Genomic DNA, 21,356 nt, shown 5'->3' with positions numbered 1-21,356 from the left:
GGCCGGTCAGCGCTGGTGCTCGACCGGGGCCAGGCCTGAGTTTTTCTCGCTCTCGGGGGAGCGGACCAAGGCGCCGTAGTGCGAACGGTAGTAGAGAAGGGGCTCCCCGAGCCGGGACTCGCCGAAATCGCGGGTTCCGTCGGGTGCCGCGGGGGCGCCCGGCTCGTCGGCACGCACCGCCGCCGTCAGGACCTCGCCGACGACGATCGTGTGGTCACCACCGTCGTACGTCTGCCAGGTGCGGCACTCGAGCCACCCGATGGCCCGGTCGAGCAGCGCTGCGCCGGTGGCTTCGCCCCGGTGGTGCGGGACACGCTCGAGCTGTCCCTCGAGGGGGCGCCCGCGGCGGGCGAGCCAGGTGGCGTCGTCCTGTCCGTTCTCGGCGAGGACGGAGACGCCCCACGTGCCGGAGGACAGCACCGCGTCGTGGAACCGCGCTCGTCGGTCGACGGCGACGAGCACCAGGGCGGGGTCGAGCGAGACCGAGCAGAAGGCGCTCGCGGTCATCGCGTGATCGAGCCCGTCGGCCACCGTGGTCGTGACCGTGACGCCGCTCGCGAACCGTCCGAGGACATCACGGAAGGTGCGCGCGGCCGCTGGGTCGAGGGGGTGGGGCACTGAGCTCACCCTCCCAGCCTACGGGGACGGTCCACCGTTTCGGACGCGATGTGACCTGCGCCGCGTGCGGCGAGCACGACGCCGGCTCCGAGGACGACGAGGGAGCCGAGCAGGAACGAGTAGCCGAGGGCGTCGGCCGCCACCAGGTAGTCGCCCTCGGGCCGCGACGACATGGTGAGCAGCAGCACGGCGCCGTAGGAGACGGCGAGGACGACCGCCGCCGCCGTACCCCCCACGAGCGCGGCAGCACGCAGCGTCACCAGCACCGTTCCCAGGGCCAGGACGAGCCCCCACGGGACGGGGCCGGTGACGTGCCGGTGGACGACCAGTCCGGCAACGCAGAGGACCGCTCCGAAGACGGCGGCGAGGAGCAGGACGAGCGGCCTCGCGGAGCGCGAGTCAGCGCGTGCCCGCGAAGAGGTCATGCTCGAGCCCGTCCTCCCCCGGCACCGGCGTGCCCTTCGCGATCCGGAAGAACTCGGTGCCCCACACGTACGCGCCGAGGTTGTTGGACAAGGCGAAGAAGGGGCTGTCGACCTGGATCTGAGTCGGGTAGGCGCGCATCGCGTCCAGCTTGGCCTCGGCGAACTCCTCGGCGACCACCGATGCCGCGATCTGGTCGTCGGGGACGGCCATGAACGACAGGTCTCCCTCGGGGTCGAGGCCCTCGAAGGTGGTGTGGTCGCCGGCCGCTCGGAGCTTGCGCAGACCCTCCCGCAGCCACGAGTCGGCGTTGGCGGTCCAGTAGACCTTGTCGACGTCCCAGGCGGCGCCGAGGTCGGCGCGGTAGGACGGGGCGGCGGCGAGCGCGACCGCGTAGGTCGCCACGCGGTGCGCCTGCACGTGGTCGGGGTGACCGTAGTTGCCGAAGTCGTCGTAGGTGATGAGGACCTGTGGGCGGATCTCGCGGATCACGGCGACGAGGTGGTCGGCCGCCTCGCGAAGGTCGGCGAGCCAGAACGCGTTGGGGGCGACGTCGGGCGCGACGGTGGCGGCACCGGACTCGGACCACACCATGCCCGAGTCACGGTAGGTCCCGGCCCCTCCGAGCCATCGGGCGTCGGTGATGCCGAGTCGCTTCATCGCCGCGTCGCGCTCGGCGACCCGGTGCTCACCGAGCGTGTCGTCGCGGTCGGCCGCGAGATGCTCGAGCTCGGGCACCAGGACCTCGCCCATCTCGCCCATCGTGCACGTCACCAGGGTGACGAGCGCGCCCTCGGCGGCATACTTCGCCATCGTCGCGCCGGTCGTGATCGTCTCGTCGTCGGGGTGAGCGTGCACCAGGAGCAGACGGCGGTCGGGGAGGTTGTCGGGCATGCCGCCCAGCCTACCGAGGCGGACGGACGCCCCACGCCTCTTCTCGCGCCAGACGGTCGTCTAGAGTCGGCGCACCGCGCGTGTCACGGGTCACACTCGACACGCTCGCACCCGTCCGCCGGTCCTCGAGGAGATCACCATGGCCGACCGCACCGTCGACGTCGTCATCGTCGGCGCAGGCCTGTCCGGCATCAACGCCGCGTACCGCCTGCAGGAGCGCAGCCCGGGCACCACCTACGCGGTCCTCGAGGCCCGTGACGCGATCGGCGGGACGTGGGACCTGTTCCGCTACCCCGGTGTGCGCTCGGACTCCGACATCTTCACGCTCTCGTTCCCGTTCCGCCCCTGGCGCGGGCCGGACTCGATCGTCGACGGCGAGCAGATCCGGGACTACCTCCACGAGACCGCGCGGGAGAGCGGGATCGAGCAGCACATCCGGCTGTCGACCACGGTCCTCGCCGCCGACTGGTCCCCCGAGCGTGCACGCTGGACGGTCACGGTCGCCACCGGGCCGGACGCCGTCGAGGAGACGTACGAGGCGCGCTTCGTCTTCTTCTGCAGCGGCTACTACGACTACGACGCCCCGTACGACCCGGGTCTCGCCGGTGTCGAGGACTTCCGAGGGCGGGTCGTCCACCCGCAGTTCTGGCCCGACGACCTGGACTACGCCGGCAAGCGGGTGGTCGTCGTGGGCAGCGGAGCCACCGCCATCACCGTCGTGCCCGCGATGGCCGAGCAGGCGGAGCACGTGACGATGCTGCAGCGGACCCCCACGTACGTCGTCGCGCAACCGAAGCAGGACGCCGTCGGCAACGCGATCCGCAAGGTGCTCCCGCCCCGGGCGGGGCACCTCGCGATGCGGACCAAGAACACCGCGATGCAGTGGGGCTTCTACCAGGCGTGCCGACGGCTGCCCAACCAGATGGCCGGGCTGTTCCGCAAGGGCGCGGTCGCGGCGATCGGCTCCCAGGAGATCGTCGACGCGCACTTCACACCGCCGTACCGGCCGTGGGACCAGCGCCTGTGCATCTCCCCCGACGGCGACCTGTTCCAGGCGATCCGCGAGGGCAGTGCCTCCGTGGTGACCGGCCACATCGACCGCTTCGTCGAGAACGGCATCCGGCTGGAGAGCGGCGAGGTGGTGGAGGCCGACGTCGTCGTGACGGCGACCGGGCTCGCCCTGCAGCTGCTCGGCGGCACGCAGATCAGTGTCGACGGGACGCCGGTCGACCTCGCGCACACCTACGCCTACCGCGCGACGATGCTCAGCGGCATCCCCAACCTGGCGTTCTGCATCGGCTACGTGAACCTCTCGTGGACGATGCGCTCGGACATGACGGCGCGCCTCGTGGCTCGGATCGTCAACCGGCTGCGCGACACCGGCGCCGACACGGTGACGCCGGTGATCGAGGGGACGCCCGAGTCCCGTCCGCTGTTCGACATGGACTCCGGCTACATCCGCCGTGGCGCGCACCTGCAGCCGCGGTCGACCGGTGACTACCCGTGGTCGATGCGCCAGAACGTCGTCGTGGACGCGTGGGCGACCAACCGGGCCGACCTCGACGACGGCCTGGTCTGGACCCGTTCGGCGCGTACCCAGGACCGGACGGAGGTCGGGGCATGAGGGCGGTCACCTGCCACCGCGGCGAGCTCGCCGTCGCCGAGGTCCCCGATCCCGTCCCCGGCCGGGGCCAGGTCCTGATCGAGGTCACCAGGAGCGGGATCTGTGGGTCCGACCTGCACGCCCGGACCCACAGTGACCTCACCGCCGACGGAGCCGCCGAGATCGGGTACGACGGCTTCATGCGCTCCGAGCAGACCGTCGTCCTCGGGCACGAGTTCTGCGGGCGGGTCGTCGCGTACGGGCCCGGCTGCCATGAGCGGTGGCCGGTGGGCACCAGGGTGGTGGCGCTGCCGGTGCTGCGGCAGGACGACGGCGCACACCTCACCGGCCTCTCGGAGCGCGCGCCTGGCGGCTTCGCCGAGATGACGCTGGTGTCGGAGGTGATGACGATGCCGGTCCCCGACGGGGTGAGCGACGACCACGCCGCGACCACCGAGCCGCTTGCCGTCGCGCACCACGCCGTACGGCGCAGCGAGGTCGGCAAGAAGGACGTCGCGATCGTCGTGGGATGCGGACCCATCGGGCTCGCCGTGATCCTCATGCTCAAGGCCGCCGGGGTCCGCACGGTCGTCGCCAGCGACCTCTCGGCGGCACGCCGGCAGCTGGCGGCACGGTGTGGCGCCGACATCGTCGTCGACCCGCGCACCGAGTCGCCGTGGACGGCGTACGGAGAGCGCAAGGGCCACCTTCGCACCGCACCGAGCCTGATCGAGCTGGGGATGGACACGCTCCAGGTCCTGCGACGGGTGCCGGGACTGCCGTGGTGGCGGGTGATGCGCGCCGCCGAGAAGGTGGGCGCCACGCCTCGCGGCCCGGTCGTCTTCGAGTGCGTCGGTGTGCCCGGGATGATCGAGGACGTCATCACGCACGTGCCGTTGCTGTCGCGTGTCGTGGTCGTGGGCGTCTGCATGGAGCCCGACACGTTCCGCCCGTCCATGGCGATCAACAAGGAGATCGACCTGAGGTTCGTCTTCGCCTACGGACCCGGCGAGTTCTACGAGACGCTCCAGATGATCGCCGACGGCACCGTCGACCCGTCGCCGCTGCTGACCGGCACCGTCGGGCTGGACGGGGTCGCCGACGCGTTCACCGCCCTCGCCGACCCGGACCGGCACGCGAAGATCCTGATCGACCCCGTCAGCGACGTGCGGACGGTCTGACCGGCTCGATACGCTCGGGGGATGTCGAGCCCCGTTGACGAGTCCCTGTCCTTCCCCCGGCTCCAGGCGCGCTCGCTGCGCTTCACGCTCGGAGTCCCGCGCAACCTGACGGTGAGCCCCGACGGGTCGCGGGTCTTCTTCGTCCGCACGCCGGACGGGAGCTCACGCACGGGCTCGCTGTGGGCGTACGACGCCGACAAGGGCGAGGAGACGTGCCTGGTCGACGCGAGCGCCCTGCTCGGCGCGGGCAGCGAGGAGCTGTCGGCCGAGGAGCGGGCCCGCCGCGAGCGCAGCCGCGAGTCGGCCGCCGGGATCGTCGGGTACGCGATGGACGACGCCTGCGAGGTCGCGACGTTCGCGCTCTCGGGCAAGGTCTGGGTCGCTCGCACCCGCTCCGCCGGTGCACTCGCGCTCCCCACCGCCGGCTCCGCGATCGACCCCCGCGTCGATCCCACCGGGCGGCGCATCGCCTACGCCACCGACGGATCCCTCCGGGTGATCGGGGTCGACGGCACCCTGGACTACCCCGTCGTCGAGCCGGACGGCGAGCACGTCGTGTGGGGGCTCGCCGAGTTCGTCGCGGCCGAGGAGATGGACCGGTTCCGTGGCTACTGGTGGGCACCTGACGGCGAGTCGCTGCTCGTCGAGCGCTACGACGAGTCGCCGGTCGAGACCTGGTACGTCGCCGATCCCGCCGACCCGTCCCGAGCCCCGGTCGAGCACCGTTATCCCGCCGCCGGCACCGCCAACGCGCTCGTGTCGCTGTGGCACGTGCGCCTCGACGGGACCCGCACCGAGGTGGTGTGGGACCGGGAGACGTTCCCCTACCTCACCCGCGTCTCGTGGACGTCGCACGGCGAGCCGCTCGTGCAGGTCATGTCGCGCGACCAGAAGCACGCCGGTGTGCTCGCCGTCGAGCTCGACTCCGGCGAGACGACGCTCGTCCGGGCACAGAGCGACGACGTGTGGGTCGACCTCATGCCGGGCGTCCCTGCCTACGCGCCGGGTGGTCGCCTCGTGACGCTCGAGGACCACGCCGACACCAAGACGCTGTTCGTCGACGGGAAGCCCGTGTCGCCGAGGGGCCTCCAGATCCGCAGGGTCGTCTCGCTCGGCGCCGAGGGCGCGATCGTGACGGCCTCGCAGGACCCGACGCAGATCCACCTCCACGCCGTCGGCTGGGACGGCGAGACGGTGCCGCTCGCCGAGGGGCCCGGCGTCTGGAGCGGTGACGAGCGGGGTGGCACGGCCGTCCGCGTCCGTGAGGGGATGGAGTCGCCTGTCCCGACCGTGACGGTGATGCGCCACGGCTCGACCGTCGGCACCATCACGTCCCACCCGCTCGACCCCGGCCTCCACCCGGAGGTGAGCTTCCTCGAGGCGGGCGACCACGGCATCCGCACCGCGGTGCTCTTCCCCCGTGGGCACGTGGTCGGCAGCCGCGCGGCGCTCCCGATCATCATGAACCCGTACGCCGGTCCCCATGCGCAGCGCGTGCTGCACTCGGCCAAGGCCTACCTCCAGGCACAGTGGATGGCCGACCAGGGCTTCTGCGTCGTGATCGCCGACGGGCGCGGCACCCCGGGCCGCGGACGCGCCTGGGACCGCGCCATCCGCGACGACGTCGCCGGTGTCACGCTGGAGGACCAGGTGACGGCACTCGAGACGGTCATCGACACCTATGGCGGTGACGTCGACCGGTCGCGTGTCGGCATCATGGGCTGGTCGTACGGCGGCTACCTGGCGGCGCTCGCGGTCCTGCGCCGGCCCGACGTCTTCCACGCGGCGGTCGCCGGAGCACCGGTCACGGAGTGGCGTCTGTACGACACCTTCTACACCGAGCGCTACCTCGGCGACCCCGCCGAGCAGCCCGAGATCTACGACGCGCACTCGCTGATGGTCGGGCTCGACAAGGTCGACGTGCTCCCGCCGCTGATGATCGTGCACGGCATGGTCGACGACAACGTGGTCGTCGCCCACACGCTGCGCCTCTCGTCGGCGCTGCTCGAGGCCGGCAAGCCTCACAGCGTGCTCCCGCTCACCGGCGTCACGCACATGACGCCGCAGGAGGTCGTCGCCGAGAACCTCGCCCAGCTGCAGGTCGACTTCCTCCGGACCGCCCTCCGGGCGTGACCCGGCGGGTCAGCCTCGCTTGAGCCGTCTCGGTCCCGACGGGAGCGGCGGCGCGTCAGGGGGTGGGACGACCGGAGCCGGACCGGTGACCACCATCCACGCGAGGTCGACCTCGTCGACGAGCTCCTCGAGTCGGTGCGCGGCGGCGGGATCCTCGACCCGGACGAGCCAGGCCCGGTCCTCGCTGTCGTCCTCGCCGGCGAACCCCTCGCGGTGCACGGAGGCTGCGAACCCCTGCGCGTGCAGCTGCTCGAGGACGTGCTCGGCGTCCTCGCCCTCGTCGAAGTGCGCCTCCGCCACGGTCGGCGAGGGCGTACGGCGCAGCAGCGCCTCGAGCTCCGGCAGAAACGGGCGGTCGGCGTCCAGCCACGCGACGGAGTCGAGCTCGTCAGGCCCGAGCCAGCGCAGGAGGTCGTGCTCGGTGGGCTCCGGCTCACCGGAGACGATCTCACCGACGTACGCGCGAAGCACGAGGGCGCCGCTCAGCGGCACCTCGCCCGCGAGCCGATGCCCGACCGTGGCGTCGCACCCGAGCTCCTCCGCGACCTCGCGACGGGCAGCCTCGGCCTCCGACTCCCCCGGCTCGACCTTCCCGCCGGGGAGCTCCCACCCGCCCGCAGCAGCGGCCGGACGGGTCCGTCGTGCGGCGAGCACACGACCGGCACGGATCAGTGCCACCCCCACGACGACACGCGTCGAGGGCGAGGGCTCGGGGCTCTGGGGATCCACAAACGGCGAGGTTAGCGCGTACGGTCGGACCATGGACCAGTCCCAGCTCCCCGACACCCTGTTGTCCGAGGCCGAGATCACCTCCGCGCTGGCGAGCCTGCCCGCCTGGGTCCGCGACGGCGACACCATCGTCCGCTCGGTCCGTGCCCCCAGCTATCTCGACGGCATCGCGCTCGTCGACGCCGTGGCAGCGGCCGCTGAGATCGTCGACCACCATCCCGACATCATGATCCGGTGGCGCGACATCACCTTCACCCTCTCGACGCACTCCTCCGGAGGGCTCTCGGCACGAGACATCGCCCTCGCCCGGCAGATCGACGCGATCGCTGAGGACGCCGAGGACCGCTGAGCCACTCTCCGAGAGACCGGTCCTCGCGTGGGACGCTAGCCCCGTGAGTCACACGCACAGCCATCTCGGAGCGAGCGACGATCTCGACCAGGGCCGGCGCGGCCTCGCGACCGTGCTCGCGGTGGTCGTCGGGCTGCTCGGCGTCGCACTCGCGGTCGCGGTGTGGATCCTGTGGCCGGACGCCGACGACGTCGCGAAAGCGCCCAACCCCTACGGCACGCAGGGCGTCAGCATCGTGTCGGCCACCGTGACCGACGTCCGCGCCGTCGACTGCGGTGGCGGCGCGGTCGGACCCGACGGTCTCCCCGCTGTCCAGGGCGACTGCGGCGAGCTGCTGCTGCGTACGTCCGACGGCAAGTCCGCGAGCGTCACGGTCCAGCCGGCGGTCTTCCGCAGCGGCGTGGACGTCGGGGACGCCGTCGACCTGGTGCGGGTCCAGCCTGAGGGCGCCAGCGAGCCCACGTACGAGTTCCTCGACTTCGATCGCGGGATGCCGCTGCTGTGGCTCGGACTCGCGTGCGCGCTCGTCATCGTCGCCGTCGCCCGCTGGCGTGGACTGCTGGCGATCGCGGGAGTGGTCGGCACCATCGGGGCCATCGTCGTCTTCGTCCTGCCCGCCCTGCTCGCCGGCGAGAACCCGCTGGTCGTGGCCGTCGTCGGGTCGAGCGCGATCATGCTGGTCGTCCTGTATCTCGTGCACGGAGTCTCGATCCGGACGACCGCCGCCTTGTTCGGCACGTTGTCGGGGCTCGCCATCACCGCGATCCTCGGCTCGCTCACGACCGGATGGACGCACCTCACCGGCATCTCCTCCGAGGACGACCAGATCCTGATGGCCGTCGCGGAGCAGATCAGCCTGTCCGGGGTGGTGACCGCGTCGATGGTCATCGCCGGTCTCGGCGTGCTCAACGACGTGACCGTGACCCAGGCGAGCGCGGTGTGGGAGCTGCGGTCGGCACAGCCCGGAGCGAGCCGACGCCAGACGTTCATGTCGGCGATGCGTATCGGCCGCGACCACATCGCGTCGAGCGTCTACACGCTGGTGTTCGCCTACGCCGGGACGGCCATGACGGTGCTGCTCCTGGTGACCGCGTACGACCGGTCGCTGCTCGACATCGCGGGCACCGAACAGGTGGGCGCGGAGATCGCGCGCACCCTGGTCGGGCTGATCGGCCTGGTGCTCGCGGTCCCGATCACGACCGCGATCGCCGCCGCGCTCGCCCCCGGGCCCTCCGACGAGGCACACGCTGGCGACGCGGAGACCGTCCCGCCGCCTGACCCCGCCGCACACGCCGTCCGACCTCGGTAGCGGACGATCACCCGACGCCGGGCAGCACGCCGACGACCTCGTACGTCGAGTCGAGCGCGACCAGGTGCGCCGGGCCGCCGACGGTGATGGCGCCGCCGTCGAGGCCGAGTGCGGTGGCCGGGGCGGCTGAGGCCGCGCACGCCACCGCGACGGGATCGAGGCCCAGCACCCCCAGCGCACGTCGTACGGCGGAGTCCATCGTCAGCGTGCTGCCGGCGATCGCACCGGAGTCGGCGAGGCGAGCGGTGCCGTCGGCGACGTCCACGGCCAGACCGCCGAGCTCGTAGCGTCCGTCCTGCGCGGCCGCCGCCGCCATCGCGTCCGTGACGAGGACTCCACGCTCGCCGGCGTCGAGGAGCAGCCGGCGCGCCCACGCGTCGTGGAGGTGGATGCCGTCGAGGATGACCTCGAGGCGGACGCCGGGGGTCTCGAGGGCCGCCACGACCGGACCGGGTGCGCGGTGGTGGACCGGCATCATCGCGTTGGAGGCGTGGGTGAGGACGGTGGCTCCGCGCGCGAACGCCTCCCTCGCCAGCGCGTAGTCGGCCGCGGTGTGGCCGACGGCGGCGACGACCCCCTCGGCGGCGAGGTGCTCGATCGTGTCGAGCCCGCCGTAGAGCTCGGGTGCGAGCGTCACCATCCGTACCAGCCCGTCCCCGGCGGCGAGCAGCCTCTCGACGGCCTCGTGGGTCGGCGGTGTGAGCGCGTCCGGGTCGTGCGCCCCCCGGTGGTCGGGCGACAGGAACGGGCCCTCGAGATGGATGCCGCGGACGGGACCCAGCTCCCCGGAACGGATCGCGCGCGCGAGTCCTCCGACCTGCTCTGCCAGGACGTCGACGCGTGCGGACACCAGGCTTGCGAGCATCGTGGTCGTCCCGTGCGCGGCGTGGGTTCGAGCGGCGGTGCGCGCGGCCTCCAGTCCGCCGTCGAAGGACGCCCCACCCCCGCCGTGGCAGTGCGCGTCGACGAAGCCGGGGAAGATCCACGGGTACGCCCCCGCGACCGGAGCCTCGTTCTGACCGATCGCCGTGACGATGCCGTCGCGATGCTCGACCCACCCGTCGGTGAGGACGCCGTCGGGCAGGACGACCCGGTCGGCGTCGATGTGCTCGGGCAAGGGCGTCGCGTCGGTCACCCACCCACCCTAGGGCTCCGGCAGGGCGCCGCCGGAGCGCATGGGAGGCTCGCGGTGTGACCAACACGCCCTCTCCCCGAACCCCTGACACCCGCACCTCAGCGGGCCCGGCGACGCCCGCGACGCGCGTCGCCGGACCGTTGATCGCCTCCGGAGTCGTGCTCCTGTTCGCGCTGCCCTTGGCCTGGATGCTCGCCTACTTCATGAAGGACGAGCTCCAGACGGCCGACCACGTCGTCTTCCTCGCCGTCCCCGTGGTCGAGCTGGTCGTCGCCGGGCTCGTCGCAGGCCTGGTGATCGGGCGGTCGCCCGGGATGTCGTACCGCCGTGCGATGGCAGGGGCGCTCGCCCTCGTGTTCGTCCCGCTGCTGGCGATCGTGACCGTGTACGCCGCACTCAGCCTCACTCCGCTCTTCGATGACGCGATCGGGCGATCGGCGAGCGACGGCCTGTGGCTGGGCGTGGCAGCAACGGCCACGGTGCTCGCGGTGCTGCTGTTCCGCGCCGGCGTCCGGTTGATGCGCGCCCGTCCCTGACCGAGGCGTGCACTGCGGGTCCCGCCGGCGAGCACCTAGCATCGAACCCATGAGTGTCATCAAGATCAACGCGATCACCGTCCCCGCAGACTCCGGCGACGAGCTCGCCCACCGCTTCGCCGCCCGGGCGGGTGCCGTGGACGACGTCGACGGCTTCGAGGGCTTCGAGCTGCTGAAGCCGACCGACGAGCGCACGACGTGGCTGGTCATCACGCGCTGGCGCGACGACGAGGCGTTCGAGGCGTGGAAGAGCTCGCCCGCCTTCGCGCACGGCCACGGCGACTCCGCCGTCGGTGCCCACGGACACGGCGGCGAGCACGCCGGTCACAGCGCGGGCGAGCACGCCGGCCACGGCGGCGGCCACGGCGGCCACGCGGGTGCCCACGGACACGGCGGGGAGCACGCCGGTCACGGCCAGCGCCCGGTCGGCGTCTCCGCCGAGCTGTGGTCGTACGAGGTTGCAGGCGGCACCTCCGCCTCCTGACGACGGCGGTCCCGGTGCCGGTGTGCGATCTCCGGCACCGGGCCCTCGTCGACGTCAGCCCTGTGAGCAGGGCTCCAGGCCGGTCAGCTCCAGGCCGCCATCTTCTGCAGCAGCTCGGGGCCGCGCTCGTCCACGAGCCGGCCCCCCGTACGGATCCCGAGCAGCAGCACGCCGATCCCCGAGCCGAGCCCGACCACGACGGTGAGGGCGGTGGCCCACACCGCCCCGGTGGCGAGCGCGACCACGAAGAGGACGACCGTGGGCGCCGACAGGAGCGCCACGACGACGAGACCGATCGTCTGTCCGACGAAGATCGCGGTCGTCGCTCCCTGCGGCTGCGAGAACAAGCCGTCGCCGGGCTTCTGGACCGGATAGAGATAGGCCGCCGACAGGACCGACGACGCCCCGGCTGCGATCAGCAGCACGCCGACCGACATGCCGAGCACCGCCACCAGGGTGTCCCAGCGCCCGGCGGCCCACACACCGCCCACGGCCAGGAGCACGACCATCGGCAGCCCGAGCGTCAGCACCGCCACGACCCTCCCCGCTCGGTCGGCGGCGCCGCGGACGCCTGAGACGACGTGCAGCCAGAACGCGGTGTTGTCGTAGGCCAGGTCGGCAGAGATCGCGAAGCCCATCACGTACGCGATGACGGGAGCCAGCCACAGGAGGCTGTCGTTGCCCTCCAGCCCGCCGACGACGATGAACGGCACCGGCAGGAACGGGACGAAGGCGATCGAGCCGGCATAGCGCGGGTCGCGCTGCCAGTAGGTCAGGCACCGGGCGGCCACGGCACCCGTACGCGTGTCAGGCAGGCGGTCGAGCCAGCCGTAGCCCTGTGCCTGCGCCGCGGAACCGTGCGAGGGCGGCCGTGTCATCGTCCGGTCGAGCGCCGCACCCCACGCGAGGAGCATCAGCGCGAGCGTGACCAGCGTGACCACGATGCGGCCGAGCGCCGACAGCCAGCGGCCCTCGGCGACGTCGCCGGCGAGGGACCACGGTGCGCCGAGCGGGGTCCAGGCGAGCACGCCCGCGACGTCGGGGAGCCAGTCGCGCACGCCCGAGAGCCTCCCGAAGAGCTGGCCGACGAGCGGCCCCAGCATCAGCACCGGGACCAGGACGAGCACCACCGCGATCTCGCGGAAGCGCCGCCGTTCCACCAGAGGGGCCATCACGGCGGTGATCGTCCGCGAGCCCACCGCGCAGAGTGCGACGCCGAGGACGGCGCCGACCACCGCGGCGACGAGGGCCAGCGGGGAGTCCCACCACGCCAGCGCCGTCGACAGCCCGGAGAGCAGGGTCGCCGCCCCGGCGACGCCGACCATCCCGGCGAGCGCGAGACCGACCAGGAGGTCGCGGCGCTCGATCGCGTACTGCTGGAACCGTCGCGGGTCCAGCGTCGCGTCGAGGCCGAAGGCGAGCAACGGGATGAGCCACCACCCCAGCACCGCGACCGAACCTCCGACGACGAGCCATGCCCACCTCTCGTCGTCGGGAAGGAACGAGAGGCCGATCGACCCCACCGCGACCATCCCCACGATGGACAGCCCGTACAGCGCGGAGAGGACGAAGCCGACCGTCTGCCAGGCCGAGCGCCGGAACCCGTTGAGCAGCAGGGTCAGCTTGAGTCTCAGGAGGACTGCAACCACGACAGTCCTTCCGTCACCTGAGCGCCGCCCACGAGCTGCACGAACCGGTCCTCCAGCGACTCCCCCGCGCGAACGTCGTCGACGGTGCCGGAGGCGAGCAGGAGTCCACGCGCGACCACCGCGACGTGGCTGCACATGCGCTGGACGAGATCCATGACGTGCGACGAGACCACCACGGTGCCGCCGCTGGCGACGAACCCGGTGAGCAGCTCGCGGATGCCCGCCGCCGACACCGGGTCGACGGACTCGAACGGCTCGTCGAGAACGATCACGCGCGGTGCGTGGATCAGCGCGGAGGCGAGGGCGACCTTCTTGGTCATGCCGGCCGAGTAGTCGACGACCAACGTGTCGGCGTCGTCGGCGAGGCCGAGCGTCGCGAGGAGGTCGTAGGTCCGTGCGCGGACGGTCTCGCGGTCCAGCCCGCGCAGCTCGCCGGCGTACGCGATGAGCTGCGCACCGGTGAGCCGGTCGAACAGGCGCAGACCGTCGGGCAGCACGCCGAGCTGCTTCTTGGCCCCAGCGGGGTCGCGCCACACGTCGATCCCGTGCACCGAGACGCGCCCGAGGTCGGGTCGCAGCAGACCCGTGGCCATCGAGAGCGTGGTGGTCTTGCCGGCACCGTTGGGACCGACGATCCCGTAGAACGAGCCGGACGGGATGTCGAGACTGACACCGCCGACGGCCAGCTTGCCGCCGAACGACTTGGACAGGTTGCGGATCGAGATCGCGGCACGGTGGTCGAGAGGTTGTTCGGTCAACGGAGAGACGGCGTACGTCGGGGGCACAGGTCCTGATGCGGCGCGGGGGACGTCCGGGGTGGACAACGGATCAGCTCCTCGATTGTCGATGGGACCACGGTATGCGGGTTTGGTGTCACCTGATTCGACCGGTCCCGCACTTTGCGCACCCTTACCCTTGCGTGCATCTCCCGGCTTCGCCATGATCCACAGGTGCCCCGTCACCGCAGAGCCCTCGTCATCGCACTCGCCTCGCTGGTCGCCCTCACGGTCGTCGGCGCGACCGGATGGGTCACGGCCTCTGCGCGCTCAGCGGACCGAGTCACCGTGGCCGCGGGCACACCACCGGTCTGCGACGACCCGCGGTCGCATGCGGCGAAACCGGTGCGCGAGGACGAGGTGGTCTGGCCGACGCTCCGCGTCGACTCCCGGCTTCGCTGTCGCGTCGCGGCCGTCGTACGCAACGAGTCGTCTGCACCGATCACCGTGACGTCGATCGAGTGGCCGAGCGTCAATGTGCTGAAGGTGGGCTCTCGCGCCCCGTTGAACTGGGTCGCGTCGACGGATGGCGACGACGACAGCGTGGTCCTGGCGTCCGCCTCTGGTGGCGAAGACCTTCCGCCGGGAGGGTCGATGACCATCTGGACGTGGATGGTGTTCGACCCGACCGGCTGCCTCTCGCCCAGGTCGCAGCTGGGGTTCGAGGGCTCGCCGGGGGTGGACTTCTCGGTGCTGGGCCGCCAACACAGCGTCAACGGGATCGGCCCCACGATCGCCTTCAAGGGCACCGCGGAGTCCGCACGCGGCTGCGACGAGGGCGAAGTCGGCACGGGCGGTATGTAGCGTCGGGGCATGGACGCCGTCGTGCTCGACCTCCCGTTCACCGGGCGGTGGATCGTCCAGAACAGTCCCGCCCGGCGCTTCCCCAGCCACGGGACGACGCTGATGGGGACGTCGTACGCGATCGACTTCGTCGGCGTCGACGAGCGACGGCGCACGGCTCCGCTGCGCGACTGGCGCACCTACCTCGCGACCGAGCCGCCCGAGCGCTTCTACGCGTACGGTCGTCCCATCCGCGCGCCGTGCGACGGCACCGTGGTCGCCGTGCACGACGGGGAGGTCGACCACGAGGCGCGGAGGTCCCAGCTCGCCCTCGTGCCGTACGCCCTGGGCCAGGCGGCCCGGATCAGGCAAGGGCCGGCCGCCATCGCCGGCAACCACGTGACCCTCCGGTACGGCGCCGTGTTCGTGACGCTGGTCCACCTGCGCCGCGGCTCGTTGCTCGTCGACGTGGGTGACGCGGTCACCGCCGGGCAGCAGGTCGCCGAGTGTGGCAACTCCGGCAACTCGACGGAGCCGCACGTGCACGTCCAGGCCAACGACAGCGCCGACATCGCCACCGCCCGAGCAGTGCCGTTGGCGTTCCGCGACTACCGCGAGTGGCCGCGCGGCGGCGGGGAGGCGTACGTCGACCGCACCCTCGGCGTGCCGGCCGAGGCCTCGGTGGTCGCCCCCGTTCCGGGCTGACGCAGCCTGACACCGCCCGGCTACCGGCGGGACGAGGCCGCAACGCGGGTCAGCAGGAACGGTGCCCCGACCCGGCGCAGCAGTGGCCGGTCGACGAAGGTCATGCCGACGATCGTGCCGTCCGGGGCTCCCCGGAGCTCGTCGCGGACCCACCGCCACGGGCGGGGCGCGTCGGCGGCATAGCTGACGACGAGGGCGAGTCCGCCGTCGGCCAGGGACGTTCCGACGCTCAGCTGTATCGGGAGCACCTCCCGCAACCCGGCCGAGGAGTCACGCACCAGGTTGACCCCGCGCACCGTCTGGCTGCCCGACCCGGTCGCGTGGTCGGCTTCGAACCGCTTGCCGTACCAGCGTGGCAGCCCCACCAGCCCCAGACCCCACGGCGCCACCGTGCGCAACGGCGCCACGAACGAAGCCTCGAGGTCGCCGATCACCTCCTCGGGTGCGAGCGGCTGCAGCGTGGACCAGGCGTGACGCAGACTTCGGACGGTCGTGCTCATACGGGCTCCTGAGTGCGGGCCGACCGAGCCGGGACGGCGTCGATCGGGGTGCGGGTTCGTGCCGAGGTGGGCGGCGCAGGGAAGAGACTGGCGAACCGCTCGGCGAGCGCGGTGATGGTCAAGGAGGGGTTCACTCCGAGGTTCGCCGGGATCACGCTCGCATCGGCGACGTACAGGCCCGGATGGCCGTGCACCTCGTGGCGGTCGTCGACCACGCCGGTGCTGCGGTCGACACCCATCACCGCCCCGCCGAGGATGTGCGCGGTGATCGACAGACCGCCGACCGACTCGCCGAGCAGGTTGAGCGGACGGCCCCCGGAGGAGTCGGCGAACGCCCGGGTCACCCTGTTGGCGACCGGCAGGAAGCTCGGCGGGCGGACCCCGCCGGTGATCCGCGACCTCAGCACCCGCCGCCAGGGACGGACCGACGAGCGCCGCCACTCCAGGGCGAGCTCGTTGTCACTGTGCTGCATCGTCGTGAGGACGGTCAGGCGCCGGAGGAAGCCTCGGGCGGCGACCAGGCGCGCCTGGGCGCCCGGCCTGCGTGCGATACGGCCCAGCACGCGCAGCGACCGACGACCCGCCCGCTCGCCCTCCACCATCGGTCCCAGCTGGAAGCGCATGTGCCAGCCGCCGACGTACCGGTTCTGGGTGACGTGAGTGTGCGCGTCGGGGTGGAAGTCGGAGCTGATCGTCGTGCCGCGCGAGAGATCCTCGCCCGGTGGCGCGAGCACGGCGGTGAGCGCCTCGCTGTTGGTCCGGACGTGTCGACCGAGGGTGCTCGAGAGGTTGGGGAGCGTCCCGAGGTCGTCGCGGCACCGGAACAGCAGGTCGAGCGTGCCCAGCACCCCTGCGGCGAGCACGACACGTCGAGCCCGGACGACCTGTGCCGGCTGGTTGCGCCAGGGATGCCGGGTCCCGACCTCGAAGCCTCCCCCCGGCAGCGGCGTCAGGGACTCGACCTCGTGCTCGGCGCGGATCTCGGCCCCGTACCTCTCGGCGAGGTGCAGGTAGTTGCGCGTGAGCTGGTTCTTCGCGCCGTACGGGCACCCGAGCAGGCACTCGCCGCACAGTCGGCACCCGGTGCGCGCAGGGCCTTCGCCGCCGAAGAACGGGTCGAGCTCCGTGACTCCCTCACGGCCGAAGTGGATGGCGAGCGGCACCGGCCCGTACGAGGCCCCGGCGCCGACCGCACGCGCCGCCGCCTGGAGGTGGTCGTCCATGGGGCCGCGGTGCGTCGTCACGACCCGGCCCAGCATCCGCGCCGCGCGTTGCAGGTGCGGGGCGAGCTCGGTCTGCCAGTCCACCCCGAGGGCGCGCAGCGACGGCGCCCGGTAGAAGTCCTTCCCCGGCTCGAGCAGGACGCCCGCCCACACGATCGACCCGCCGCCGACGCCGGTGCCGCCGATGATGCCGACGTGACGGAAGATGCGCTGCCAGAAGAACCCACGCATGCCTACGCCCGGTTGCCAGAGGTACGCCCGCGGATCGCGGCGCGCCCGGCTGAGCGCCCCGTCGTCGAGGCGGCGGCCCTTCTCCAGCACGATGACGCGATGTCCGGCCTCGGTCAGCCGCAGAGCACTGACGGCTCCGCCGAACCCACTGCCCACCACGACGACGTCGGCGTCCCAGTCGTCTGCCACCGGGCGCATGCTACGGGGTGTCCGGCACGCCGCGGGCCGCGAGCGCCTCGACCAGCCATCGACTGCGCCGCTCGAGCAACCGCGTCATGTAGGAGGTCAGCACGACGCGATCGGCGAGACGACCGATCGGCCCGACGGGCGCCTCGTACTCGACCACGTCGGTCATCTGCGTGCCACCAGCCACCGCGTCGAACCGGTGCTCGTGCCACCAGCGGTGGAACGGCCCGGAGACCTGCTCGTCGACGAACCGACGCGGAGCCTCGTACTCGGTGATCCGTGATGTCATCCGGAACGGGATCCGGAAGTGCGTCGCCTGCCAGGTGACCGTGTCGTCGAGACGCATCAGCCCGGACGTGACTCCTGCGACGGCCCGCTCACCCGACTGGCTCATCGATGCCGTGTGCGCGTCGACCGAGAGGCTCAGCGCGAAGCACGCCTCAGGCGTGTCAGGCACCAAGGAGGACAGCACGATCGTCGGCACGGCCTGACCGTACCGCCTCCTGCGGACCCGGCGCCGGCCATCTTCATCGCGGCCGGAGAGCGGCTGTCATGAGACGATGCCGGCTCGTTGGACGCTGTTCTTGACGTGGAGGTGACGATGCACGCGACTTCCCTGGGCGACGATGCTGTGCTCGGTCCGCTTGAACCGTCGCGGGCCGGGGAGCTCCTGAACCACATGGACCGAGCACGGGAGTTCGTCGGGCGGTACATCGCGCTGCCCGACGCGGTCACCGACCTGGCGTCGAGCCGCGCCTTCCTCCAGGCGTACGCAGACAAGGCGACCACCGACACCGGCCGGATCTTCGGCATCTGGACGGCAGGCACGCTGGTCGGCGGGGTCCTCTTCCGGACGATGGACGTCGAGCAGGGCACCGCCGAGGCGGGCTGCTGGCTGGAGCCCTCGGCGGTGGGCAGAGGGCTGGTGACCAGGGCCGTGCGCCTCATCATCGACTGGGCCGTCGAGGAACGGGGCATCCATCGCGTCGAGTGGCAGGTCAGCCCGGCCAATGCGGCCAGCATCGCGGTGGCGCGCAGGCTCGGAATGACGCGAGGGCGTGCTGCGAGAGAACTTTCTGCTGCGAGGGACACGACACGACACGGAGGTCTGGTCGGTGCTCGCGCCGGAGTGGCGGGCCAGCGCCGGCTCCGGCACCCCTCCCGGAAAGGAGCGCCGCATATCGACCGTGTGGTGCCAGACCTGTCCGTGTCAGACCTCGCGGCGGCGGTTCGCCAGCACACGGCCGTCCTCGGCATGGACGTCCTGATGGACCACGGCTGGATCGTGACGTTGGGGGACGGCACCGGGCATCAGCTGAGCCTGATGACGACCGACGCCACCGCCACCGTCAACCCCCAGGTCTCCGTCTTCGTCGACGACGTCCACGCTGCCTATCGAGCGGCCCTCGGAGCCCACACTGAGATCGTCCACCCCCTCACCGAGGAGCCTTGGGGGGTCACCCGGTTCTTCTACCGCGACTCCTCGGGCAGCGTCGTCAACGTCGGCTCGCACCGCTGATGCTTCTGACATCGAACGCTGTGGACCTCGAGCCGGCCGCTCGCCGTCAGCACCCGCGCGCTTATCCGTCGATCCGGACCGGTGTCGTGAGCACCCTGCCCTCATCGACGACGCGGGTCTCCCCGGTGATCTCGAAGCGACCGGTCAGCCGGCGGTCCTCGCTGGAGGTGCCGACCGTGACGTCGATCCTGCCGGGCTCGACGACGCGCTCGAGGTCGCGACCGGTGAAGGACGTGCGGTCCATGTGGACGTCGAAGGTGACGGTCGCGGAGCACCCGGCGTCGAGCCGTACCTTGGCGTAGCCGACGAGCTGCTTGAGGGGCCGGGTCACCTGCGCCAGCGGGTCACCGAGATAGAGCTGCACCACCTCGGCCCCGGCGCGGTCACCGACGTTGGTGACGGTCGCCGACACCTCGACCATCCCGTCGGTCGCCACGCTCTCCTCGCTGATGTGGAGGTCGGTGAGCTCGAACGAGGTGTAGCCGATGCCGTGCCCGAAGGGGAACAGTGGCCGAGGGTCGAGGTTGGAGATGCCCTCGGAGTACCAGGCGAGCGGCGGTGCGAGATAGGTGCCGGGCTGACCACCGTGGTGCGCGGGGATGCCCACGGGCAGCTTGCCCTCCGGGTTGAGGCGTCCCGTCAGGACGCCGGCAAGGGCCGCGCCGCCTTCCTCGCCCGGCATGAACGCCTGGACGATGGCGGCACAGCGGTCGGCGAACGCCCCGAGCGCGTACGGACGACCCGACACGACGACCAGGACGGTCGGTGTCCCCGTGGCCACCACGCGCTCGACGAGCTCCTCCTGGATGCCGGGGAGCCGGAGGTCGACAGCGTCGCAGCCCTCGCCCGAGGTGCCCAGCCCGAACAGTCCCGCCAGGTCCCCCACGACAACGACGGCCACGTCGCTCTCGGCGGCCGCGCCCACCGCCGCGTCGAGGCCTCCGCGATCGGCCTCGGTGACGGGCACGCCGAGGTGGTGGACGACCTCGGCCTCGACCTCGCCGCGCAGAGCATCGAGGAGCGTCGGTACGTCGACGCCGAGGTCGTCGCCGCCGTACCGCGACAGCACGTGGTTGGGGAACGAGTAGCAGCCCATGAACGTGTTCGGGTCGTCCGCGCACGGACCGACCAGCGCGATGCGCGACGGGACCTGGAGAGGGAGGACGCCGTCGTTGCTCAGGAGCACGATGCTCTGCTCGGCGAGACGACGGGAGACGTCTCTGTTGCGCGGGCTGTCCAGGTCGGTCGACTCCCCGACCGACGTCGGGTCGTACGCGGGATCCAGCATCCCGAGCTCGATCTTCTGCCGCAGCACCCGCCGGGCCGCCCGGTCCACGTACGCCTCGTCCAGAACCCCGTCGGCGACCGCAGACGCGAGGTCGGCGTACCCGGTCGTGCTGGGGAGCTCCACGTCGAGCCCGGCCTCCAGGGCGAGGATCCCGGCGGCGCGCGGGCCGGCGGCGACGCGGTGGGTGGTCTCGAGGAAGGCGACGGCGAAGTAGTCGGCGACGACCGTGCCGCGGAAGCCCCAGCGGTCGCGCAGGACGTGCGTCAGGAGCCTGTTGCTCGCGAGCGCCGGGAGCCCGTCGACGTCGGAGTACGAGTTCATCACCGAGCGCGCGCCGCCCTCGCGGATCGCCATCTCGAACGGCGGCAGGATCATGTCCTCGAGCTCGCGCGGACCGATCGACACCGGCGCATGGTTGCGCGCCGCCTTGGACGCTGAGTATCCGGCGAAGTGCTTCAGCGTCGCGACGATCCCCGCGCCCTCGAGCCCACGGACGTACGCGGCCCCGAGGGTGCCGACCACGTACGGATCCTCACCGAGCGTCTCCTCGACGCGGCCCCACCGGTAGTCGCGGACCACATCGAGCACCGGCGACAGCCCCTGGTCGACCCCGACCGCCTTCATGTCGCTGCCGATGGCGGCCGCCATCTCCTCGACCAGGTCGGGGTCGAACGTCGCCCCCCACGCGATGGCGGCGGGGTAGACCGTCGCGCCGTACGTCGTGAAGCCGGTCAGGCACTCCTCGTGGGCGATCGCCGGGATCCCGAACCGGGACTGGTCGACGACCTGGCGCTGGTAGTCGCGCAGCCGCTTGACGCCGTCGTCGACGGAGACCGGCTCGGTGCCGAAGTTCCGCGTGAGGTGGCCCAGGCCGTGGCGGATGGACTCGTCCCACGACAGCCCGTCGCTCATCGCGCTCTCCATCGGGGCCACGTCACCGGCGACCTGCGAGGAGGCGGCGGGCTGGGGCCAGAAGCTGGCGAGCTGGCCGACCTTCTCGTCGAGGCTCATGGCGGCGAGCAGCGCATCGGCGCGCTCGTCGACGGACGCGGCGGGATCGTTCCAGAGGTTCATCGAGTTCCTTCTGCGGTCGGGACCGGGG

General features: G+C 72.0%; 21 protein-coding genes. 10 read left to right on the top strand and 11 right to left on the bottom strand.

The genetic code is table 11. From position 1 onward, the window contains the following. Nucleotides 1-6: 6 nt before the first annotated feature. From KV102_RS11540 to mshB, 3 genes are read right to left on the bottom strand one after another with little or no spacing between them, the layout of a single operon-like run. Complete coding sequence (locus KV102_RS11540; protein WP_301022692.1) at nt 7-627, bottom strand: flavin reductase family protein; 621 nt, start codon at nt 625-627, stop codon at nt 7-9. Further along, nucleotides 624-1,043: a DUF6113 family protein gene (locus KV102_RS11535; RefSeq protein WP_220343853.1), complete on the bottom strand. Its 420-nt coding sequence runs from the start codon at nt 1,041-1,043 to the stop codon at nt 624-626. Before KV102_RS11535 ends, KV102_RS11540 begins: the two co-directional genes overlap by 4 nt. Continuing rightward, nucleotides 1,018-1,935, bottom strand: a complete 918-nt coding sequence (mshB, locus tag KV102_RS11530) for an N-acetyl-1-D-myo-inositol-2-amino-2-deoxy-alpha-D-glucopyranoside deacetylase (RefSeq protein ID WP_220343852.1) — start codon at nt 1,933-1,935, stop codon at nt 1,018-1,020. The genes KV102_RS11535 and mshB overlap by 26 nt, the downstream gene beginning before the upstream one ends. A gap of 139 nt (nt 1,936-2,074) precedes the next feature. Between mshB and KV102_RS11525 the strand changes: the two genes are divergently transcribed. Genes KV102_RS11525 through KV102_RS11515 form a run of 3 tightly spaced genes read left to right on the top strand, consistent with a single transcriptional unit; the run spans nt 2,075 to nt 6,852 of the window. Next, nucleotides 2,075-3,559, top strand: a complete 1,485-nt coding sequence (locus tag KV102_RS11525; RefSeq protein ID WP_220346370.1) for an NAD(P)/FAD-dependent oxidoreductase — start codon at nt 2,075-2,077, stop codon at nt 3,557-3,559. Beyond that, nucleotides 3,556-4,719: a zinc-binding dehydrogenase gene (locus KV102_RS11520; RefSeq protein WP_220346369.1), complete on the top strand. Its 1,164-nt coding sequence runs from the start codon at nt 3,556-3,558 to the stop codon at nt 4,717-4,719. Before KV102_RS11525 ends, KV102_RS11520 begins: the two co-directional genes overlap by 4 nt. 21 nt (nt 4,720-4,740) lie before the next feature. Then, nucleotides 4,741-6,852 (top strand): S9 family peptidase, encoded by a 2,112-nt coding sequence (locus KV102_RS11515; RefSeq protein ID WP_220346368.1) that lies wholly within the window; start codon nt 4,741-4,743, stop codon nt 6,850-6,852. A gap of 9 nt (nt 6,853-6,861) precedes the next feature. Here KV102_RS11515 and KV102_RS11510 read toward each other — a convergent pair whose 3' ends face one another. Further along, on the bottom strand, nt 6,862-7,581 hold the full coding sequence (locus tag KV102_RS11510) for a (deoxy)nucleoside triphosphate pyrophosphohydrolase (RefSeq protein ID WP_301022780.1): 720 nt from the start codon (nt 7,579-7,581) through the stop codon (nt 6,862-6,864). Between the two features lie 31 nt (nt 7,582-7,612). Here KV102_RS11510 and KV102_RS11505 point away from each other — a divergent pair, with 31 nt between their 5' ends. Both KV102_RS11505 and KV102_RS19595 read left to right on the top strand, forming a co-directional pair. After that, entirely contained in the window at nt 7,613-7,930 is a 318-nt protein-coding gene (locus KV102_RS11505; RefSeq protein WP_220343847.1) for a 4a-hydroxytetrahydrobiopterin dehydratase, read from the top strand. Nucleotides 7,931-7,973: 43 nt separating this feature from the next. Next, complete coding sequence (locus KV102_RS19595; protein ID WP_220343846.1) at nt 7,974-9,239, top strand: YibE/F family protein; 1,266 nt, start codon at nt 7,974-7,976, stop codon at nt 9,237-9,239. 7 nt (nt 9,240-9,246) lie between these two features. On the opposite strand, the gene KV102_RS11495 is transcribed toward KV102_RS19595, so the two are convergent. Further along, nucleotides 9,247-10,374 carry an amidohydrolase family protein gene (locus tag KV102_RS11495; protein ID WP_308290313.1) on the bottom strand — a complete coding sequence of 376 codons (1,128 nt, stop codon included), beginning with the start codon at nt 10,372-10,374 and terminating at the stop codon, nt 9,247-9,249. A 56-nt stretch (nt 10,375-10,430) separates the two neighbouring features. Between KV102_RS11495 and KV102_RS11490 the strand changes: the two genes are divergently transcribed. Both KV102_RS11490 and KV102_RS19165 read left to right on the top strand, forming a co-directional pair. Next, nucleotides 10,431-10,910 carry a hypothetical protein gene (locus KV102_RS11490; RefSeq protein ID WP_220346367.1) on the top strand — a complete coding sequence of 160 codons (480 nt, stop codon included), beginning with the start codon at nt 10,431-10,433 and terminating at the stop codon, nt 10,908-10,910. Nucleotides 10,911-10,959: 49 nt separating this feature from the next. Next, complete coding sequence (locus tag KV102_RS19165; protein ID WP_255560904.1) at nt 10,960-11,394, top strand: antibiotic biosynthesis monooxygenase; 435 nt, start codon at nt 10,960-10,962, stop codon at nt 11,392-11,394. Nucleotides 11,395-11,477: 83 nt separating this feature from the next. Here the strand turns inward: KV102_RS19165 and KV102_RS11480 are convergent, their stop codons facing one another. Both KV102_RS11480 and KV102_RS11475 read right to left on the bottom strand, forming a co-directional pair. Further along, on the bottom strand, nt 11,478-13,043 hold the full coding sequence (locus KV102_RS11480; RefSeq protein WP_220343844.1) for a hypothetical protein: 1,566 nt from the start codon (nt 13,041-13,043) through the stop codon (nt 11,478-11,480). Further along, nucleotides 13,025-13,867, bottom strand: coding sequence for an ABC transporter ATP-binding protein (locus KV102_RS11475; protein WP_374197357.1), 843 nt, complete (start codon nt 13,865-13,867; stop codon nt 13,025-13,027). Before KV102_RS11475 ends, KV102_RS11480 begins: the two co-directional genes overlap by 19 nt. A gap of 126 nt (nt 13,868-13,993) precedes the next feature. Here KV102_RS11475 and KV102_RS11470 point away from each other — a divergent pair, with 126 nt between their 5' ends. Beyond that, entirely contained in the window at nt 13,994-14,623 is a 630-nt protein-coding gene (locus KV102_RS11470) for a hypothetical protein (protein ID WP_220346366.1), read from the top strand. A 9-nt stretch (nt 14,624-14,632) separates the two neighbouring features. Continuing rightward, a complete protein-coding gene (locus tag KV102_RS11465; RefSeq protein ID WP_220346365.1) occupies nt 14,633-15,307 on the top strand; it encodes a M23 family metallopeptidase in 675 nt (224 codons plus the stop codon). Between the two features lie 20 nt (nt 15,308-15,327). Here KV102_RS11465 and KV102_RS11460 read toward each other — a convergent pair whose 3' ends face one another. The 3 genes from KV102_RS11460 to KV102_RS11450 are packed head-to-tail and all read right to left on the bottom strand — an operon-like array spanning nt 15,328 to nt 17,931. Next, the gene (locus KV102_RS11460) at nt 15,328-15,807 is read right to left on the bottom strand and encodes a hypothetical protein (RefSeq protein ID WP_220346364.1); all 480 of its coding nucleotides are present in this window, start codon (nt 15,805-15,807) and stop codon (nt 15,328-15,330) included. Next, on the bottom strand, nt 15,804-17,450 hold the full coding sequence (locus tag KV102_RS11455) for an FAD-dependent oxidoreductase (protein ID WP_220346363.1): 1,647 nt from the start codon (nt 17,448-17,450) through the stop codon (nt 15,804-15,806). Before KV102_RS11455 ends, KV102_RS11460 begins: the two co-directional genes overlap by 4 nt. A 10-nt stretch (nt 17,451-17,460) precedes the next feature. Further along, a complete protein-coding gene (locus tag KV102_RS11450; RefSeq protein ID WP_220346362.1) occupies nt 17,461-17,931 on the bottom strand; it encodes an SRPBCC family protein in 471 nt (156 codons plus the stop codon). A 195-nt stretch (nt 17,932-18,126) separates the two neighbouring features. Here KV102_RS11450 and KV102_RS19160 point away from each other — a divergent pair, with 195 nt between their 5' ends. After that, the gene (locus KV102_RS19160; protein ID WP_255560900.1) at nt 18,127-18,966 is read left to right on the top strand and encodes a GNAT family N-acetyltransferase; all 840 of its coding nucleotides are present in this window, start codon (nt 18,127-18,129) and stop codon (nt 18,964-18,966) included. A gap of 61 nt (nt 18,967-19,027) precedes the next feature. Here the strand turns inward: KV102_RS19160 and KV102_RS11435 are convergent, their stop codons facing one another. Then, the gene (locus KV102_RS11435; protein WP_220346361.1) at nt 19,028-21,328 is read right to left on the bottom strand and encodes a glycoside hydrolase family 3 N-terminal domain-containing protein; all 2,301 of its coding nucleotides are present in this window, start codon (nt 21,326-21,328) and stop codon (nt 19,028-19,030) included. Nucleotides 21,329-21,356 lie beyond the last annotated feature (28 nt).

Origin of the sequence: Mumia sp. zg.B53, assembly GCF_019550935.1 — a bacterium.
Taxonomy (GTDB): domain Bacteria; phylum Actinomycetota; class Actinomycetes; order Propionibacteriales; family Nocardioidaceae; genus Mumia.
Note: the sequence above shows the minus strand (reverse complement) of the source record. Positions and strands in the feature narration are given on the sequence as shown.

Bases quoted from the DNA above. Each gene is read 5' to 3' on its own strand.
- KV102_RS11505 (WP_220343847.1), top strand. From the start codon at position 7,613: ATGGACCAGTCCCAGCTCCCCGACACCCTGTTGTCCGAGGCCGAGATC.
- KV102_RS11460 (WP_220346364.1), bottom strand. From the start codon at position 15,807: ATGAGCACGACCGTCCGAAGTCTGCGTCACGCCTGGTCCACGCTGCAG.
- KV102_RS19165 (WP_255560904.1), top strand. From the start codon at position 10,960: ATGAGTGTCATCAAGATCAACGCGATCACCGTCCCCGCAGACTCCGGC.
- KV102_RS11465 (WP_220346365.1), top strand. From the start codon at position 14,633: ATGGACGCCGTCGTGCTCGACCTCCCGTTCACCGGGCGGTGGATCGTC.
- KV102_RS19160 (WP_255560900.1), top strand. From the start codon at position 18,127: ATGGACCGAGCACGGGAGTTCGTCGGGCGGTACATCGCGCTGCCCGAC.
- KV102_RS11525 (WP_220346370.1), top strand. From the start codon at position 2,075: ATGGCCGACCGCACCGTCGACGTCGTCATCGTCGGCGCAGGCCTGTCC.
- KV102_RS11535 (WP_220343853.1), bottom strand. From the start codon at position 1,043: ATGACCTCTTCGCGGGCACGCGCTGACTCGCGCTCCGCGAGGCCGCTC.
- KV102_RS11515 (WP_220346368.1), top strand. From the start codon at position 4,741: ATGTCGAGCCCCGTTGACGAGTCCCTGTCCTTCCCCCGGCTCCAGGCG.
- mshB (WP_220343852.1), bottom strand. From the start codon at position 1,935: ATGCCCGACAACCTCCCCGACCGCCGTCTGCTCCTGGTGCACGCTCAC.
- KV102_RS11435 (WP_220346361.1), bottom strand. From the start codon at position 21,328: ATGAACCTCTGGAACGATCCCGCCGCGTCCGTCGACGAGCGCGCCGAT.
- KV102_RS11520 (WP_220346369.1), top strand. From the start codon at position 3,556: ATGAGGGCGGTCACCTGCCACCGCGGCGAGCTCGCCGTCGCCGAGGTC.